This window comes from Phyllobacterium sp. SL163 (assembly GCF_049896885.1).
Classification (GTDB): domain Bacteria; phylum Pseudomonadota; class Alphaproteobacteria; order Rhizobiales; family Rhizobiaceae; genus Phyllobacterium; species Phyllobacterium calauticae.
Genome location: NZ_JAFCVE010000008.1, coordinates 331,109 through 345,209, shown reverse-complemented (window position 1 = coordinate 345,209; position 14,101 = coordinate 331,109). Strand labels below are relative to the sequence as shown.

Annotated in this window: 14 protein-coding genes and 1 tRNA gene; 7 read left to right on the top strand and 8 right to left on the bottom strand. The window is 59.5% G+C overall.

Annotated elements, in window-relative coordinates; genetic code table 11:
* Nucleotides 1-243 precede the first annotated feature (243 nt).
* Nucleotides 244-320, top strand: a tRNA-Met gene (locus ACP7B1_RS19545).
* 350 nt (nucleotides 321-670) lie between these two features.
* On the opposite strand, the gene ACP7B1_RS19540 is transcribed toward ACP7B1_RS19545, so the two are convergent.
* From ACP7B1_RS19540 to ACP7B1_RS19525, 4 genes are all read right to left on the bottom strand, one after another.
* A complete protein-coding gene (locus tag ACP7B1_RS19540) occupies nucleotides 671-1,072 on the bottom strand; it encodes a hypothetical protein (RefSeq protein WP_426137196.1) in 402 nt (133 codons plus the stop codon).
* A gap of 67 nt (nucleotides 1,073-1,139) precedes the next feature.
* Nucleotides 1,140-2,114 carry a WD40 repeat domain-containing protein gene (locus ACP7B1_RS19535; protein ID WP_426137195.1) on the bottom strand — a complete coding sequence of 325 codons (975 nt, stop codon included), beginning with the start codon at nucleotides 2,112-2,114 and terminating at the stop codon, nucleotides 1,140-1,142.
* Nucleotides 2,114-3,223, bottom strand: coding sequence for a CobW family GTP-binding protein (locus tag ACP7B1_RS19530; RefSeq protein WP_346305311.1), 1,110 nt, complete (start codon nucleotides 3,221-3,223; stop codon nucleotides 2,114-2,116). The genes ACP7B1_RS19535 and ACP7B1_RS19530 overlap by 1 nt, the downstream gene beginning before the upstream one ends.
* Before the next feature lie 109 nt (nucleotides 3,224-3,332).
* Nucleotides 3,333-4,118, bottom strand: coding sequence for a creatininase family protein (locus ACP7B1_RS19525; protein ID WP_346305312.1), 786 nt, complete (start codon nucleotides 4,116-4,118; stop codon nucleotides 3,333-3,335).
* Nucleotides 4,119-4,418: 300 nt separating this feature from the next.
* Here ACP7B1_RS19525 and ACP7B1_RS19520 point away from each other — a divergent pair, with 300 nt between their 5' ends.
* From ACP7B1_RS19520 to ACP7B1_RS19505, 4 genes are all read left to right on the top strand, one after another.
* The gene (locus ACP7B1_RS19520; protein ID WP_223615934.1) at nucleotides 4,419-4,910 is read left to right on the top strand and encodes a MarR family winged helix-turn-helix transcriptional regulator; all 492 of its coding nucleotides are present in this window, start codon (nucleotides 4,419-4,421) and stop codon (nucleotides 4,908-4,910) included.
* Nucleotides 4,911-4,999: 89 nt separating this feature from the next.
* Nucleotides 5,000-5,893 carry a DMT family transporter gene (locus tag ACP7B1_RS19515; protein WP_288194319.1) on the top strand — a complete coding sequence of 298 codons (894 nt, stop codon included), beginning with the start codon at nucleotides 5,000-5,002 and terminating at the stop codon, nucleotides 5,891-5,893.
* A gap of 144 nt (nucleotides 5,894-6,037) precedes the next feature.
* Nucleotides 6,038-7,057: a LacI family DNA-binding transcriptional regulator gene (locus tag ACP7B1_RS19510; protein WP_223615936.1), complete on the top strand. Its 1,020-nt coding sequence runs from the start codon at nucleotides 6,038-6,040 to the stop codon at nucleotides 7,055-7,057.
* A 97-nt stretch (nucleotides 7,058-7,154) separates the two neighbouring features.
* A complete protein-coding gene (locus ACP7B1_RS19505) occupies nucleotides 7,155-7,598 on the top strand; it encodes a hypothetical protein (RefSeq protein WP_346305313.1) in 444 nt (147 codons plus the stop codon).
* 6 nt (nucleotides 7,599-7,604) lie between these two features.
* Here the strand turns inward: ACP7B1_RS19505 and ACP7B1_RS19500 are convergent, their stop codons facing one another.
* The gene (locus tag ACP7B1_RS19500; protein WP_346305314.1) at nucleotides 7,605-8,375 is read right to left on the bottom strand and encodes a gamma-glutamyl-gamma-aminobutyrate hydrolase family protein; all 771 of its coding nucleotides are present in this window, start codon (nucleotides 8,373-8,375) and stop codon (nucleotides 7,605-7,607) included.
* Nucleotides 8,376-8,634: 259 nt separating this feature from the next.
* On the opposite strand from ACP7B1_RS19500, the gene ACP7B1_RS19495 reads away from it, so the two are divergent.
* Complete coding sequence (locus tag ACP7B1_RS19495; RefSeq protein WP_346305315.1) at nucleotides 8,635-9,741, top strand: TRAP transporter substrate-binding protein; 1,107 nt, start codon at nucleotides 8,635-8,637, stop codon at nucleotides 9,739-9,741.
* Nucleotides 9,742-9,802: 61 nt separating this feature from the next.
* On the opposite strand, the gene ACP7B1_RS19490 is transcribed toward ACP7B1_RS19495, so the two are convergent.
* On the bottom strand, nucleotides 9,803-11,566 hold the full coding sequence (locus ACP7B1_RS19490; RefSeq protein ID WP_346305316.1) for a TRAP transporter large permease subunit: 1,764 nt from the start codon (nucleotides 11,564-11,566) through the stop codon (nucleotides 9,803-9,805).
* A complete protein-coding gene (locus ACP7B1_RS19485; RefSeq protein ID WP_223615941.1) occupies nucleotides 11,559-12,140 on the bottom strand; it encodes a TRAP transporter small permease subunit in 582 nt (193 codons plus the stop codon). The genes ACP7B1_RS19490 and ACP7B1_RS19485 overlap by 8 nt, the downstream gene beginning before the upstream one ends.
* Before the next feature lie 270 nt (nucleotides 12,141-12,410).
* On the opposite strand from ACP7B1_RS19485, the gene ACP7B1_RS19480 reads away from it, so the two are divergent.
* Entirely contained in the window at nucleotides 12,411-13,160 is a 750-nt protein-coding gene (locus ACP7B1_RS19480; RefSeq protein WP_223615942.1) for an SDR family NAD(P)-dependent oxidoreductase, read from the top strand.
* Here ACP7B1_RS19480 and ACP7B1_RS19475 read toward each other — a convergent pair.
* Nucleotides 13,157-14,056, bottom strand: coding sequence for a branched-chain amino acid ABC transporter permease (locus tag ACP7B1_RS19475; RefSeq protein ID WP_346305318.1), 900 nt, complete (start codon nucleotides 14,054-14,056; stop codon nucleotides 13,157-13,159). The genes ACP7B1_RS19480 and ACP7B1_RS19475 overlap by 4 nt on opposite strands.
* Nucleotides 14,057-14,101: the final 45 nt, after the last annotated feature.

Sequence of the window (14,101 nt, the reverse complement as noted above, 5' to 3'; positions counted from 1 at the left end):
TCCATACCAACGCATCCAAGGCCGCCTAAAGCGGCCTTTTGCTTTTGCAATAACACCAATGTAAGAGCATAATTACTTCCATCGCCAAGCGGCGATATGGTGGCGCGGGGTGGAGCAGCACCCCCGTCCGACCGCAGAAGCCATCAGGCTTCGAGGACGGACAAACGGAGAAATCCGGGCTGCACCGCTGACCGCAGGGCAACGCCCGAGGACAGACAAAACGGCAATCGCCGGATATGGTGGCGCGGGGTGGAGCAGCCCGGTAGCTCGTCAGGCTCATAACCTGAAGGTCACAGGTTCAAATCCTGTCCCCGCAACCAACAAATCTCCCACATACATCTCAAAACACCCAGTCTCACGTCAGGCGAAGAACCTGAAGCCTGAGAACGCCCGCCCAAAACCCCGGAAAGCAGCATAAGGGCATGCATCCTGTAAAGGACAGCCATGACATCGGGGTGTCCCTGAAACGCAAAATTCCTGTGCCAGCCGCTTTACCAGCACATGATGCTGTTCTGTATCCGCGGCGCGAGCCACGCGTCTGGTACCAGGCGTTGAATGGCGCGTATTGCTGTATTGGCCCGCATATCCCTATGAATAAGTTGGAAGCGCAACGCAAAGCGTAGGTAATGGGTGTCGATCACCAATGCGCGCATCTGCAGTTCACTGAAATTTAGGACGCATGCGCTGATTTTTGGCCCCACGTCAGCGCTTGTTCCACTGCCATACTGCGTAATGATTCCAGATCCAGTGCACCACATTTCCGGATAATGGCCTGAAGAGCTTCGGGAATGTAGGATGCATATGTCCTTGCAAAAGTAATCTCGCGAATACAGCCATAGACATCTTCGGGATCAGCGTAAGCCAGAACTTGGGGCGTTTTAAACTTCCTTTGCAGATTATGATAAGCTCTTAACGATACATGATCACGAGTGCGGCTCCCCAGCATCGCCACAACAAGCATCTCTATGGGCGAAAATCTTAACCCGGCAGCGGGGCTTCCATAATGTGCTTTCAAGCGATTATGGATAATATCAAGCTGGTTCGGAGTTCCAAAATCCAAACTATACTGCATGTTTGAATTATAGAACGAAAAGCGAATAAATAAACTGAAAATCACGAAGCGAAAAGTGATCGACTTTTTAAGCCGTGATATCGACAACCCCGCAGTCGCCGCTCTCGCTGCCGAACACCAGGCGGTGCCCGGTTCTGTCCCAGTCCATGCACGAAACCGCGCCCTTGCCGGGGCGGCGCAGCAGCACTTCCTTCTGATCGCCGAAGCGTCCGACGAGGATCATGCCGTCGGCATAGCCGATGGCGACGATATCCTCGACGGGATGACAGGCCACTGCCGTCACCGCGCTGTCGCCGCGGGTTCCCAGCTCCAGCGGCGCCTTGCCCATCGGGCCGTCCTTGCCGGAAAACGGCCAGACGACCGTTGCCGGCGCCCCCGAAGTCGCCAGCCATTTGCCCTTCGGGCTCCATGACCAGCTTTTGACCTTGTTGGGATAGCCGGTCATGCGCATGTGGCGGTTGTCTTCCAGGCGCCAGCCATGCAGGGCATTTTCCTGCATGGAGGTAACGAGAAAACGGTTGTCGGGTGAGAAGGTCACCGAGACATGAGCGCCCTTCCATTCAAGTTCGGTCGGCGTGCCGTTGGTTGCCGGCCAATGCAGCGTCACGCCATTGTAGCGCGCGACCGCCAGCCGCATGCCCTTGGGCGCAAAGGCTAGCCCTTCGACGCTGCGTTCATGGGTGAATTCACGCACCGATCCGTCGGGTGCGCGCACCCAGGCAGTCTTTCCCGATGCATAAGCCACGGCACCATTCGGTGCCGCCGCCAGCGCCGTCATCCACTTGCGCGGTATCCTGCTGAGTTCGGTGACTTCGCCATTCAGCCCGATCGAGCAGACGCGGCCATCCTCGCCACTTGTAAGCAAAAACTTACCATCGGCGGATGGTACGGCGCAAAGCAGGCCGTCATGGGCTTCCACGGTCTTGTGGCCATTGTCGAGCCGATGCACGCTGCCGTCGGCAAGCGCGAAGAACGGGACATCCTGGATAAAGCGCGCGTCAACGCAATGGCCGGCGAGGTCTAGCGGGGCAATGGTCGGCATCAGGCAAGGCAGCTTTCAAGTCCGGATTTCAGCGCATCATGGTCGAGTTCACGGCCGATGAAGACAAGGCGGCTTTCGCGCTTTTCGTTGTCTTTCCAAGCCCGCTGATGATCGCCCTCGATGATCATATGGACGCCCTGGATGACATAGCGCTCGTGATCGTTCCGGAACGCAAGAATGCCCTTGAGGCGCAGGATATTCGGGCCCTGTTCCTGGGTGATCTTCTGCACCCACGGGAAGAACTTGTCGGGATTGAGCTCGCCGACGCGCAAGGAGACCGAGACGACCGTGGTGTCATGAATCGGCGATGCATGATCATGGTGGTGATGGTGGTCATGCCCGTGATCGTGATGATGATGCGCGTGATCGTGATCGTGATCATGATCGCAATCGGGCCCGCAGGCATGATCAGGGTGATCGTGGTCGAGGAAATGCGGATCGTTTTCCAGTGCGCGCGTCAGGTCGAAAGCGCCGCGATCGAGCACGCGCGTCAGGTCAATGGCGGCGCGCTCGGTCCGGTGGATGACGGCATAGGGGTTGATGGCGCGCACCGTAGCTTCGACGGCGGCGAGTTCCTCCGGCGTGACCAGGTCGGTCTTGTTGAGCAGAACAACGTCGGCAAAGGCAATCTGGTCTTCCGCCTCGCGGCTGTCTTTCAGGCGCAGCGGCAGGTGCTTGGCGTCGACGAGCGCCACGACCGCATCCAGCATGGTCTTGCTGCGTACATCGTCATCCATGAAGAAGGTCTGGGCGACAGGGACGGGATCGGCAAGGCCGGTTGTTTCGACGATGATGGCATCGAAACGGCCGGGACGGCGCATCAGGCCCTCGACCACGCGGATCAGGTCGCCGCGCACGGTGCAGCAGATGCAGCCATTGTTCATTTCGTAGATTTCTTCGTCGGATTCGACGATCAGATCATTGTCGATGCCGATCTCGCCGAACTCATTGACGATGACCGCATAGCGTTTGCCGTGATCTTCACTGAGAATGCGGTTCAGCAGCGTCGTCTTGCCGGAGCCGAGATAGCCGGTCAGCACGGTGACGGGGATCTGGGGGATGCGCGCCGCATCCGGCGCGGCACTGGTGGTCGTTTGAGCTTCACTCATCGTGTGCCTCTTTGAATGGATGAACACAGGATATAGGTGATCGCGGCCGCTTTTGCTACATCAACTGTATTCAATTGCATGAATGGTTTGTTCAACAGGATTGAGCCTGTCAAGGCCGCAAAACCGAAACGTCGAAGCGGTCGACATCCTCGAGCAGTTCAATGATGCCTTGCACACTGCGCGCAATGATCTGTTCGCCCGCTTCTGCGGTGGCGCGGGCGGCGTTGCCGGCAACGCCCAGCCGGTTGAGATCCGACATCTTCCAGCCAAAGGCATGCGGGCCGTAGGCGCGCAGGTGCTTATAATCCCGGATATAGGCGCGTTGGTTTGAATCGAAGTCCTGTGCCTTTGTCATATCAACTGTTTCCGGGTAGAGCGCCAGCATCACCGATGTTTCGATAAAGCCGCCATGAATGTCGAGCGCCTTGTCTTCCGGCGAAATCAAGCCATCCGGCAAACCAAACCGTGTCCAGCTTGTTGCCACGGCAAGCATATTGCAATGCACGCGCAGTTCCGTCGCGACGATGGTCATCAGCGGCGCGTTGCCGCCATGGGCGTTGAGGATCACCAGTTTGGACTGGCCACGGCCGGCTACCTGCCTGCCGATGTCGATCCAGCGGCGGACAGCCGCATCGAAGGCGAGGGTCTTCGTGCCGCCCACATCCATATGCTCGATGGAGTAGCCGACGGGTTCAACCGGCAGGATGTCGACGGCAAGTCTAGGGGGAAGCGCCCGTTTCAGCCGTTCCGTCAACCCTTGCGCGATCAGCGTGTCGGTGTCGAAGGGCAGATGCGGGCCATGCTGCTCGTGGGCACCAAGCGGAAGAAGGGCAATGGTTCTGGCGGAAGAAGCGGGCATGGGACACTCACGCGGTTTGACGGACCCTGTTAGCATAATTGTCGCGATGCCACGAGGATAGGCGCCGGAGGCCGGATTTTTACAGGCTTATTTCAAGCGCAACAGCAATTCGTCGGCAAATTTCATCAGAATGTCATATAAGAATTGTAACGCGGATTCATCGGGGGGATTGGACTTATGGTGCGGAGCTGAATGTTGGGGCGCCAGGATCTGTTTTCCATACAATTGCGGACTGCGCAGCACCGATATTCTTCGCCTGATAATTGCCATTTACCAAAAAGAGCTAGCCGCCTTATCATCAACCGGACAATGGGTTCATAGCGAGCAGGAATTTGAATGGTCAAGGAACGCAAGCCTCTCATCCTTCATCGTCTGCAATCAACCGCTCGCTTGACGCGAACGGCACTGGCCACCCGGCTGCTGGCCCATGGTTTCTACGCCGGGCAGGATGCCGTCATGTTGCAACTGGCCCATGAAGACGGCCTTTCGCCGAGCGTTCTGGCAAAACGCCTGGGTGTCCGGCCGCCGACGATCACCAAAACCATCTCCCGGCTGCAAACGCAGGGTTTCGTCAAGAAGGAAGGGTCGGCGACCGATCAGCGCCAGGCCCATATCTTTTTGACCGATACCGGCAATGAAGCGATCCGGGCGATCGAAAAATCCATCCGCAAGACTGAGAAGGATGCGATGAAGGGCTTCGACAAAAAAGAGCGCAAAGCCCTGATCAAAATGCTGCAGCGGCTGGAGATCAATTTGTCGGCTGCCGAATTGCTGCGCCAGACCGGCTCGGAGGACGATCACGAGGAGGACGAGGGGGAAGAAGAGTAATTTTCTCGTCGCTCGTGGTGATTTACCGTTACAAATGATGTGAAATTGCTAACATGACGGCACGTCCCGCCGTCTGATTGGTTAGCTCCTTGCCTGTACCCGCTCCTTCCTCCCAGGAAGCCGTTCCTGCTGCCGCAATTCTTTATATCTTTGCGGCGGGCATCCTGTTTTCCTGCCTGGATTCGAGCGCCAAATATCTGGTTCTCCAGGGTATTCCGCCCGCATTCATTTCGTGGATGCGGTTTGCCGAGCATACGGTGCTGGTTTTCATCTTCTTTCGCGGCTGGACCAATCCGGCGCTGTTCAGGGTCAAGAGCATCCGCTTTCAGCTGCTGCGGGGCCTGTGCCTGTTCGGTTCCACCTATTTCAATTTCTATGCGCTGCAGACCATGCAGCTGGGCGAGACGATCACGATCACCTTCGCCGCCCCCATGGTCATTGCCGCCCTGGCAGGGCCACTGCTGGGGGAATGGGCCGGCTGGCGCCGCTGGGCGGCGATCATCGTGGCATTCATCGGCGTGCTGATCATTGCGCGGCCCGGCTTCGGCACGCTTAATCCCGGCTTGCCCTATTCGATACTGGCCATGCTCAGCTATTCGCTCTATGTGCTGCTGACCCGCCGCATGGCTGCCACCGAATCACCGGAAAGCCTGATCTTTTTTTCCGCGCTTGCGCCTGCCGTCCTGATTTCGCCCGCCATCACCCAAGCCGTGATGCCGCAGACATGGTTCCAGATTGCGCTTCTGCTCATGCTCGGTTTTTTCGGCGGGGTAGGGCACTATCTGATCATTCTGGCCTACCGGCGCGCAACCACGGCCGCGCTTGCGCCCTATCCGTTTCTGCAGATCGTCTGGATGCTCGCCTTCGGATATGTGTTTTTCGGCCAGTTTCCCGATGTTTACACGCTTGTTGGCGCCGTTATCGTCATCGGCAGCGGGCTTTACGTCGTGCATCGCGAACACCGGTTGCGGCGGCGGTCCTGATCGCAGTCCGCATCCGTACGTCACCGGTTCAATTGCTGCTTTGCGGGCACGGGCGGCGAAAGGGCTTTGATTTATCGGGTTGCAGTGGCATAACGCCAGAGAATGACACTATACTTGTCTGGCTAGACGGCGGGGAGGCGGTTTTTGGCGCAAAAGATCAAACTATCGACAATTGCCGACGCGCTGAAAGTGTCCACTGCAACCGTATCGCTTGCATTGCGCGACAGTCCGCTTGTCGCCGATCAGACCCGCGAAAAGATCAAGGAACACGCGCGCGCCATCGGTTATATCTACAACCGCCGGGCGGCCAGCCTGCGCACGTCACGCTCGGGCATTGTCGGTGTGGTGGTTCACGACATCATGAACCCGTTCTTTGCCGAAATTTTGCGGGCAATCGAAGGAGAACTCGATCGCTCCGGCCAGACCTTCATCCTGTCGAACCATTACGACCAGCTCGACAAGCAGCGCACATTCATCGAGACCGTTCTGCAATTGGGCGGCGACGGTGTCATCATGTCGCCTGCCATCGGCACCCCTGCCGAGGATATCCGCATGGCGGAAGACAATGGTCTGCCGGTCGTCCTGATTGCGCGTACGGTCAAGGATGCCAACGTGCCGGTGTTCCGGGGCGATGATTCCTACGGTATCAGCCTGGCAACGAATCATCTGATTTCACTCGGCCACACGCGGATTGCCATGGTCGGCGGCACCGACCAGACGTCGACGGGCCGTGACCGCTACGAAGGTTATCTCCTGGCGATGCAGAAGGCCGGTCTTGAGGTCAAGCCGGAATGGCGCATTCCCGGGCCGCGCACCAAACAGGCCGGTTTTGATGCCGCGCCGCAGTTCCTGGCGCTGAAGGATCATCCGACGGCGGCCGTCTGCTGGAATGATCTGGCCGCCATCGGCATGATGAACGGCATTGCCCGTGCCGGGCTGGTGCCCGGCGTGGATATTTCCGTGACCGGTTATGACGACCTGGAAGAAGCAGCGATTGCCACGCCGGCGCTGACGACCGTGTGGAACGGCCAGCGCGAGGTCGGCCAGCGTGCCGCGCGCGCCTTGCTCGACCAGCTCAACGGGGCGGATACCCATGCGCGGCAGGAGCTGATCAAGCCGGAACTGCGCATCCGGCAGTCCACATCCAAACCCAAGGAACGGTAGTCCGGTTCAAGGCTGCGTTTTCAACAGGCGGCTTAAAGCTTGATTAAGGCTGTTTGCCTAAGGTCCCTCCAGGCCAGTAATCCCCGGGGAGATCGTCGTGAAGCTGAGTTTGCCTGCCGGGATTGGCCTTGCCGCCTTTTTCGCCGCCGTTGCGGTGCTTGGAGATTTTTTGTCGTCCGCCAGCGCGCCGCCCGTGCAGGTCGATCCGACGACGACCGCTTCCATCGGACTGACAGATTTCGACCGGCCCGCCTTTCTCATCAGCAGCCCGGGAGGCGCGGCAAAGTGCAAAATCTTCCCGCAAGGCAACGGCATTGCAGGGCATGACGCGCTGCGCGTCGCCAAGGGGTGTGCGGCGCTGTATGCGCCCCTGGCCGACGCGACGGAGTGGCGCAACAATCAGGACGGAACCATCGCTCTGGCGGATCAGTCCGGGAAAACCATCGTTGAATTCAGCCCCGGCGATGGACGGGCCTATGTCAGCGTTGCGCCGCGTTCCGTCCTGCTCTCGCTGTCGGCGAGCGGGCTGAATCTGTTCTAGCGGGGATTATTCCGCCGCCTGAAGCCTTTCACGGGTGGCCTTGTGCGCCCGGGCGGCATCACCGAAAGCGGCAAAAATCTTGCGCGACGGACTGTCGCTTTTCACCCAATATTCCGGATGCCATTGCACGCCGACAGCAAAACCGCGGGCGTTTTTGACCGACACGGCCTCGATGGTGCCATCCTCCGCCACCGCTTCGATATCCAGCTGGGCCGCCGGCTTGTCGATGGCCTGCCGGTGCACGGAATTGACCTGAACCGTATCCGCCTGCATGACATTGGCGAGGCACGAGCCCGGCTTGATGCGCACGGGATGGCGGATGGCAAAACGCTCCGCCTGCTGCTCGGATTGCGGCGCCCGGTGATCCATGCGGCCATCCAGTTCCTGTATCTCGGTGGCGAGCGTGCCGCCAAGCGCGACGTTCAGCTCCTGAATGCCGCGGCAAATGGCAAGCAGCGGCACACCGCGCTCGATGGCGCGCCGGATCAGGGGCAATGAGGTCGCATCACGGGCGGGATCGTAGGGCTCGTGTGCTTCGGTGGGTTCGACGCCGTAGAGCGCGGGATGGACATTGGATTTGGAGCCTGTGATCAGAACCCCGTCCACGCCGTCAAGAATGGCATCGATATCGAGGCCTTCGCCGAAAGACGGGACAATCAGGGGGATGACGCCCGCTGCCTCGTAGGCAGCCTTCAGATACTGATCGGGCGCTGCGTGCCACGTGTAATTTTCAAAGGCACGAACGTCTGATGTGATGGCGACGAGTGGCTGCCGCATGGGGATGCTCCATAAACAAATCTTGATAGAATGTAGTGCAGTTCGAGGGTGTTTCCAATGGGTCCGGCCCTGAGAGCCTTTCGGCCGCAAAGACGGCTTTTCTGTGAGGTTTCCCCGGATTTTCGCCGGCTTTGCACCGCGCCCCGTTTGTGTTTTCAGCGACTGGACTTGAAGAGTCGAGTGTGTATGGTGGTCGGCGGACCGGGAGAAATGGACTGTTTGTCCGGGGGGTCTGAACCGAAATACTGGAGGAGAATATATGGATCGTCGTTCATTCATCAGGAATGCCGGATATGCCAGCGCGGGGGTGGCTGCGGCTACCACACTGGCCGCGCCGGCAATTGCGCAGTCGATGCCGAAGATCACGTGGCGCTGTGCGTCGTCATTTCCAAAATCACTCGACACGATCTATGGCGGCGCCGAGGTTCTGTCGAAATACCTGAAAGAAGCCACGGACGGCAATTTCGTCATCCAGCCCTTCGCGGCCGGCGAAGTCGTTCCGGGATTGCAGGCTGCCGATGCGGCCGCAGCGGGTACTGTCGAACTGTGCCACACCGTTGCCTATTATTACTGGGGCAAGGACCCCACCTGGGCTCTGGGTGCAGCCGTACCTTTCGCGCTCAATGCCCGCGGCATGAATGCCTGGCAGTACCAGGGCGGCGGCATTGACCTGATGAACGAGTTCTTCAACAAGCAGGGCCTGCAGGCCTATCCGGGCGGCAATACCGGCGTGCAGATGGGCGGCTGGTTCCGCAAGGAAATCAAGACCGTCGAGGATTTGAAGGGCCTCAAGATGCGCGTCGGCGGTTTTGCCGGCAAGGTGCTGGAAAAGCTGGGTGTCGTGCCGCAGCAGATCGCCGGCGGTGACATCTATCCGTCGCTCGAAAAGGGCACGATCGATGCCGCCGAATGGGTTGGCCCCTATGACGATGAAAAGCTCGGCTTCCAGAAGGTGGCGCCCTATTATTATTATCCCGGCTGGTGGGAAGGCGGTCCGACCGTCAGCTTCATGGTCAACAAGCAGAAGTGGGATTCGCTGCCGCCGAGCTATCAGTCGCTGTTCCGCACGGCGGCCCAGGCAACCGATGCGAACATGCTGCAGAAGTATGACTATGTGAACCCTCCGGCCATCAAGCGGCTGGTTGCCGGCGGTGCGCAGCTGCGTCCGTTCACCCCGGAAATCCTCAATGCCTGTTTCGAGGCGGCCAATACGGTCTATGCCGAAATCGAAGCGACCAATGCGCCGTTCAAGAAGATCTGGGACTCCATCAAGGCTTTCCGCAACGAGCATTTCCTCTACGCTCAGGTGGCCGAATACACTTTCGACACGTTCATGATGGTCCAGCAGCGCAACGGCAAGCTCTGAGCCAGCCGTTTTGAGCAAACAAAAGCCCGGCAGCGATGCCGGGCTTTTTCGTGTCCTGCCGTCACATTTTCGGTGGCTGGCTCAAATCCGGTGCCGCGGGTTGCGCGGGCGCCGCCGGATTGGGCGCGGGACCACCAAGCGGCGGTGCACTGAGGTCGGTGCCCAGTCCGCCGCCAAGGCCGCCACCCAAACCGCCTCCAAGCCCGCCGCCGAGATCGGAATTGGGAATCTGGATGGTCGCCGGATTGATCGTGCTGGCAGGGCCGGTGTAATGCATGACCATTTGCGGGAACATGATCGTCAGGGCCACCATGACGATCTGGATGCCGACGAAGGGCACGGCGCCCCAATAGATCTGCCCGGTGGTGATCGGCTGGATTTTCTTGCCCGTGATCTTGTCCATATAGGGCACCTTGGCCGCCACGGAACGCAGATAGAACAGGGCAAAACCGAACGGCGGATGCATGAAGCTGGTCTGCATGTTGATGCCGAGCAGCACGCCGAACCAGATCAGGTCGATGCCGAGCTTGTCCGCGACGGGCGCAAGCAGCGGCACGATGATGAAGGCCAGCTCGAAGAAATCGAGAAAGAACGCCAGGAAAAACACGAGGATGTTGACGACGATCAGGAACCCGACCTGTCCGCCCGGCAGGGATACCAGCAGGTGCTCGACCCAGACCTGGCCGTTGACGCCGTAGAACGTGAGCGAGAACACACGGGCTCCAAGCAGGATGAAGAGCACGAAGGATGACAGTTTGGTCGTTGACGCCAGCGCCTGATTGATCACGCTGAAACTGAGGCGACCCTTCGAAGCGGCCATGAGCAGCGCACCGACGGCCCCCATGGCGCCGCCTTCCGTCGGCGTGGCGATGCCGAGGAAGATCGTGCCGAGCACGAGGAAGATCAGGGCGAGCGGCGGAATGAGAACGATGATCACCTGCTGCGCCAGCCGTGACATCAGGTTGAGGTTGAATGAGCGGTCCGCCAGCGCGAATGCGTAGACGGCGATGGTGCCGATGGTCGCGCCCCAGATATCCGCGTTGGTTCCCGCCACGGGTCTCAGCCAGACAATCGCGGCGTAGGCAATCGCACCGGCAATGGCCAGGGCGACGATGAGCGATGTGACGCCCGATCCCAATGTGCGCGCCTCGACAGGAAGAGCCGGCATGGATTTCGGTTTGAAGATGGACAGGGTCAGGACATAGGCCATGTAGAGACCGGTCAGCACCAGCCCCGGGATCAGCGCGCCATGATACATGTCGCCGACGGAACGCCCAAGCTGGTCGGCGAGAACGATCAGGACGAGGGATGGCGGAATGATCTGTGCCAGCGTGCCGGATGCGGCGATGACGCCGGATGCGACACGGCGGTCATAGCCGTAGCGCAGCATGATCGGCAGCGAGATCAGGCCCATGGAGATGACCGATGCCGCCACGACGCCGGTGGTGGCCGCGAGCAGGGCGCCGACGAAGATGACGGCATAAGCGAGGCCGCCGCGAATCGGACCGAACAGCTGGCCGATCGTATCGAGCAGGTCCTCGGCCATGCCGGAGCGCTCGAGGATGATGCCCATGAAGGTGAAGAACGGAATGGCAAGCAGGGTGTCATTCGACATCACCCCCCAGAACCGTTCGGGCAGGGCGTAAAGAAAGGGCCAGTCGAGGGTGATCGTGCCGTTGGAATAGGGGGCAAGCTCGACGCCAATGAAGAAAAACAGCAGCCCGTTTGCAGCAAGGGCAAAGGCGACGGGGTAGCCGATCAGCATGAAGACGATCAGCGAAACGAACATGATCGGCGCCATGTTCTGCGCAATAAATTCAATCATTGCGCGCCTCCGCCATGGCGACTTCCTGTTCCGCAATCTCTTCGAGGCTGAGAGGCGGATTGGGATCGGGGATATCGCCGCGCATCACCGCAATCTTCTTGATGATTTCCGAAATGCCCTGAATGGCCAGAAGCAGGAAGCCGACCAGCAGGATCAGCTTGCCGGGCCATTGCACCAGCCCGCCGGCGCTGGGCGAGCCTTCGCCGCTGCGATAGGACAGGCTGACATAGGGGACGAAGTAAAAGCACATCAGCAGGACGAAGGGCATCAGGAAAAACAGATGCCCGAGCAGATCGATCCAGTGCTGCACCCGGCGCGAAAAGGCGCCATAGACGATGTCGATGCGGATGTGCTCGTTCTGCTGCAGCGTATAGGCCGCGGCCAGCATGAACGCGCCGCCAAACAGGAACCACTGCAATTCCAGCCAGGCATTGGATGACTGGTTGAACACCTTGCGCACGATGGCGTTGCCGGCGCTCACCACCACGGCCAGGAAAATCAGCCAGGCGACGTTGCGGCCAATAAATTCGTTGAAACGGTCAATGGCTCTCGATACGGCAAGCAAAGCCGACATGCAGTTCCTCCCCCTCAGTCCGGCAACCCTCCGTTGCCGGGAAAAGCACCCGGACAGCCCTTGGCCGCTCGTCAAAACGGCGGCAATGCCTTCGTTGCGGCTGTCCCTCCCGATATTCCATCTGAACTGTTACCAGCCTCATACCGGTGCAGCAACCCGGGATGTTGCAGCCCGGCCTTTGTTTTCATGACGGCGGCGGTTCGGTGGTTGTCATCGCTGCATGGGCAGTCTAACAGTGGATAAAACAATCCGGGGTTGGTATTTATTGTAATGACAAGTGCCTCTTCTCTTTCCGTTGCAGGAAAGACCATTGCGGTAACAGGCGGGTCCTCAGGTCTGGGGCTCAGGATGGTTCACGTGCTTGCCGCGCATGGCGCGAATGTTGTCTCCATTTCGCGCACACCCGCGCCGGACAATGAGCACAGCCCCAATATTCTCAATATTATTGCCGATGTGACGGTTGCCGACGATATCGAGCGCGCGTTTGACGAGGCCGAGCAGAAGCTTGGAACGGTCACGGTGGTTTTCAACAATGCCGGTGTCGCCACGATGGAACGGGCGCTCACCACGACGCGCGAACAGCTCCGGCATATTTTTGAAGTGAATGTCGAGGGTGCGTTTTTCATTGCGCAGGAAGCGGCCAAACGGATGATTGCCGCCGGTGTCGGCGGATCGATCATCAATTCCTCCAGCATCCTTGCCGATGCGCCGGTCAAGGGGTCGGCGGGCTATGCCATGTCGAAGGCGGCGATCAGCCAGATGACCCGCTCCCTGGCGCTGGAATGGGCGTCCCATGCGATCCGGGTGAACGCCATTGCGCCGGGATGGTTTCCGACGCGCCTCAACGAATCCATCATGAGCGGCCCGGCACACGGATTCCTCAAGGGCAAGAACCCGATGCGCCGCCTCGGCGAGCCTGAGGATATCGATGGCACCGTTCTGCTGCTCGCCTCCGATGCCAGCAGCTACATCACCGGCACCGTCATCACCATCGATGGCGGCCACAGCCTGCAGGGTTAAATTCGCTCCGCTTCATTGTTGTTGGTGCGCACCGCGAGAACAAAGACCAGCAGCGCGAAGACGGCGGCATCGCGCCACAGGACCGGAAAATATCCGCCCCACAGGGATTCGACGACACCGACAGCCGCTGCGCCTAATGCCGCGTGGAGCGGTCTCGACAGGCCTCCGGCGGCGGTGATGAACAGGATCTTCAGGCCGAAGATCATTCCGGTATTGAAGCTGACATTGCCGTAGTACAGCGCTGCAAGAAAGCCGGCGAGGGCGCAGACCGCACAGGCGGCAAGGATTGCCCGCGTCCGCACGCGGCGCGGATCAATCCCGCACATGGACGATGCAAACGGCTCGTCGCTCACCGCACGCCATATCCGCCCTGCGGATGTGCGGTGCATGATCAGTTCACCGGAGGCGATGACGATCAGGGCCACGCCGATGTTGACGAGCTGAATCTGTGTCAGGCTGATGTCGACGGCCGCGCCCAGCACGTGCACCGGCTCGGCCAGCATGGGCGGAAGCCAGTAGTCCCTGGTATCGGCGGCAAGGCGCGACAGTTCCATCAGGAAAATGCTGAGGCCGAGCGTCGCCACCAGAATCGTGTTCCTGTTCCCTGCCTCGAGCGGCGTGTAGATCAGTCTGGCGATGGCATAGCCGCCGAGCCCGACATACACCGCAGCAACGGCCAGCCCGAACCCGAGCGCCAGCGGCAAGGTCATCCACAGGACCGTCCAGCCGAATGCGGTGGCCAGAATGAAGGTCTGGCCTGAAAAGGCAAAGAGGGCGCCGAGCGACAAATCCGTTCGATGGGTCAGCCCGTGGATCAGGACATAGCCGTAGGCCAGCAGCGCATACAGCGCGGCGTTGTGGATGCCATTGATCAGCAATTGAAGGAAATAGGCCATCGGTCACCCGCAGATTTCCTTATATACTAACTTGCAAAAACGATT

Bases quoted from the DNA above. Each gene is read 5' to 3' on its own strand.
- ACP7B1_RS19540 (WP_426137196.1), bottom strand. From the start codon at position 1,072: ATGCAGTATAGTTTGGATTTTGGAACTCCGAACCAGCTTGATATTATC.
- ACP7B1_RS19535 (WP_426137195.1), bottom strand. From the start codon at position 2,114: ATGCCGACCATTGCCCCGCTAGACCTCGCCGGCCATTGCGTTGACGCG.
- ACP7B1_RS19530 (WP_346305311.1), bottom strand. From the start codon at position 3,223: ATGAGTGAAGCTCAAACGACCACCAGTGCCGCGCCGGATGCGGCGCGC.
- ACP7B1_RS19525 (WP_346305312.1), bottom strand. From the start codon at position 4,118: ATGCTAACAGGGTCCGTCAAACCGCGTGAGTGTCCCATGCCCGCTTCT.
- ACP7B1_RS19520 (WP_223615934.1), top strand. From the start codon at position 4,419: ATGGTCAAGGAACGCAAGCCTCTCATCCTTCATCGTCTGCAATCAACC.
- ACP7B1_RS19500 (WP_346305314.1), bottom strand. From the start codon at position 8,375: ATGCGGCAGCCACTCGTCGCCATCACATCAGACGTTCGTGCCTTTGAA.
- ACP7B1_RS19495 (WP_346305315.1), top strand. From the start codon at position 8,635: ATGGATCGTCGTTCATTCATCAGGAATGCCGGATATGCCAGCGCGGGG.
- ACP7B1_RS19490 (WP_346305316.1), bottom strand. From the start codon at position 11,566: ATGATTGAATTTATTGCGCAGAACATGGCGCCGATCATGTTCGTTTCG.
- ACP7B1_RS19485 (WP_223615941.1), bottom strand. From the start codon at position 12,140: ATGTCGGCTTTGCTTGCCGTATCGAGAGCCATTGACCGTTTCAACGAA.
- ACP7B1_RS19480 (WP_223615942.1), top strand. From the start codon at position 12,411: ATGACAAGTGCCTCTTCTCTTTCCGTTGCAGGAAAGACCATTGCGGTA.
- ACP7B1_RS19475 (WP_346305318.1), bottom strand. From the start codon at position 14,056: ATGGCCTATTTCCTTCAATTGCTGATCAATGGCATCCACAACGCCGCG.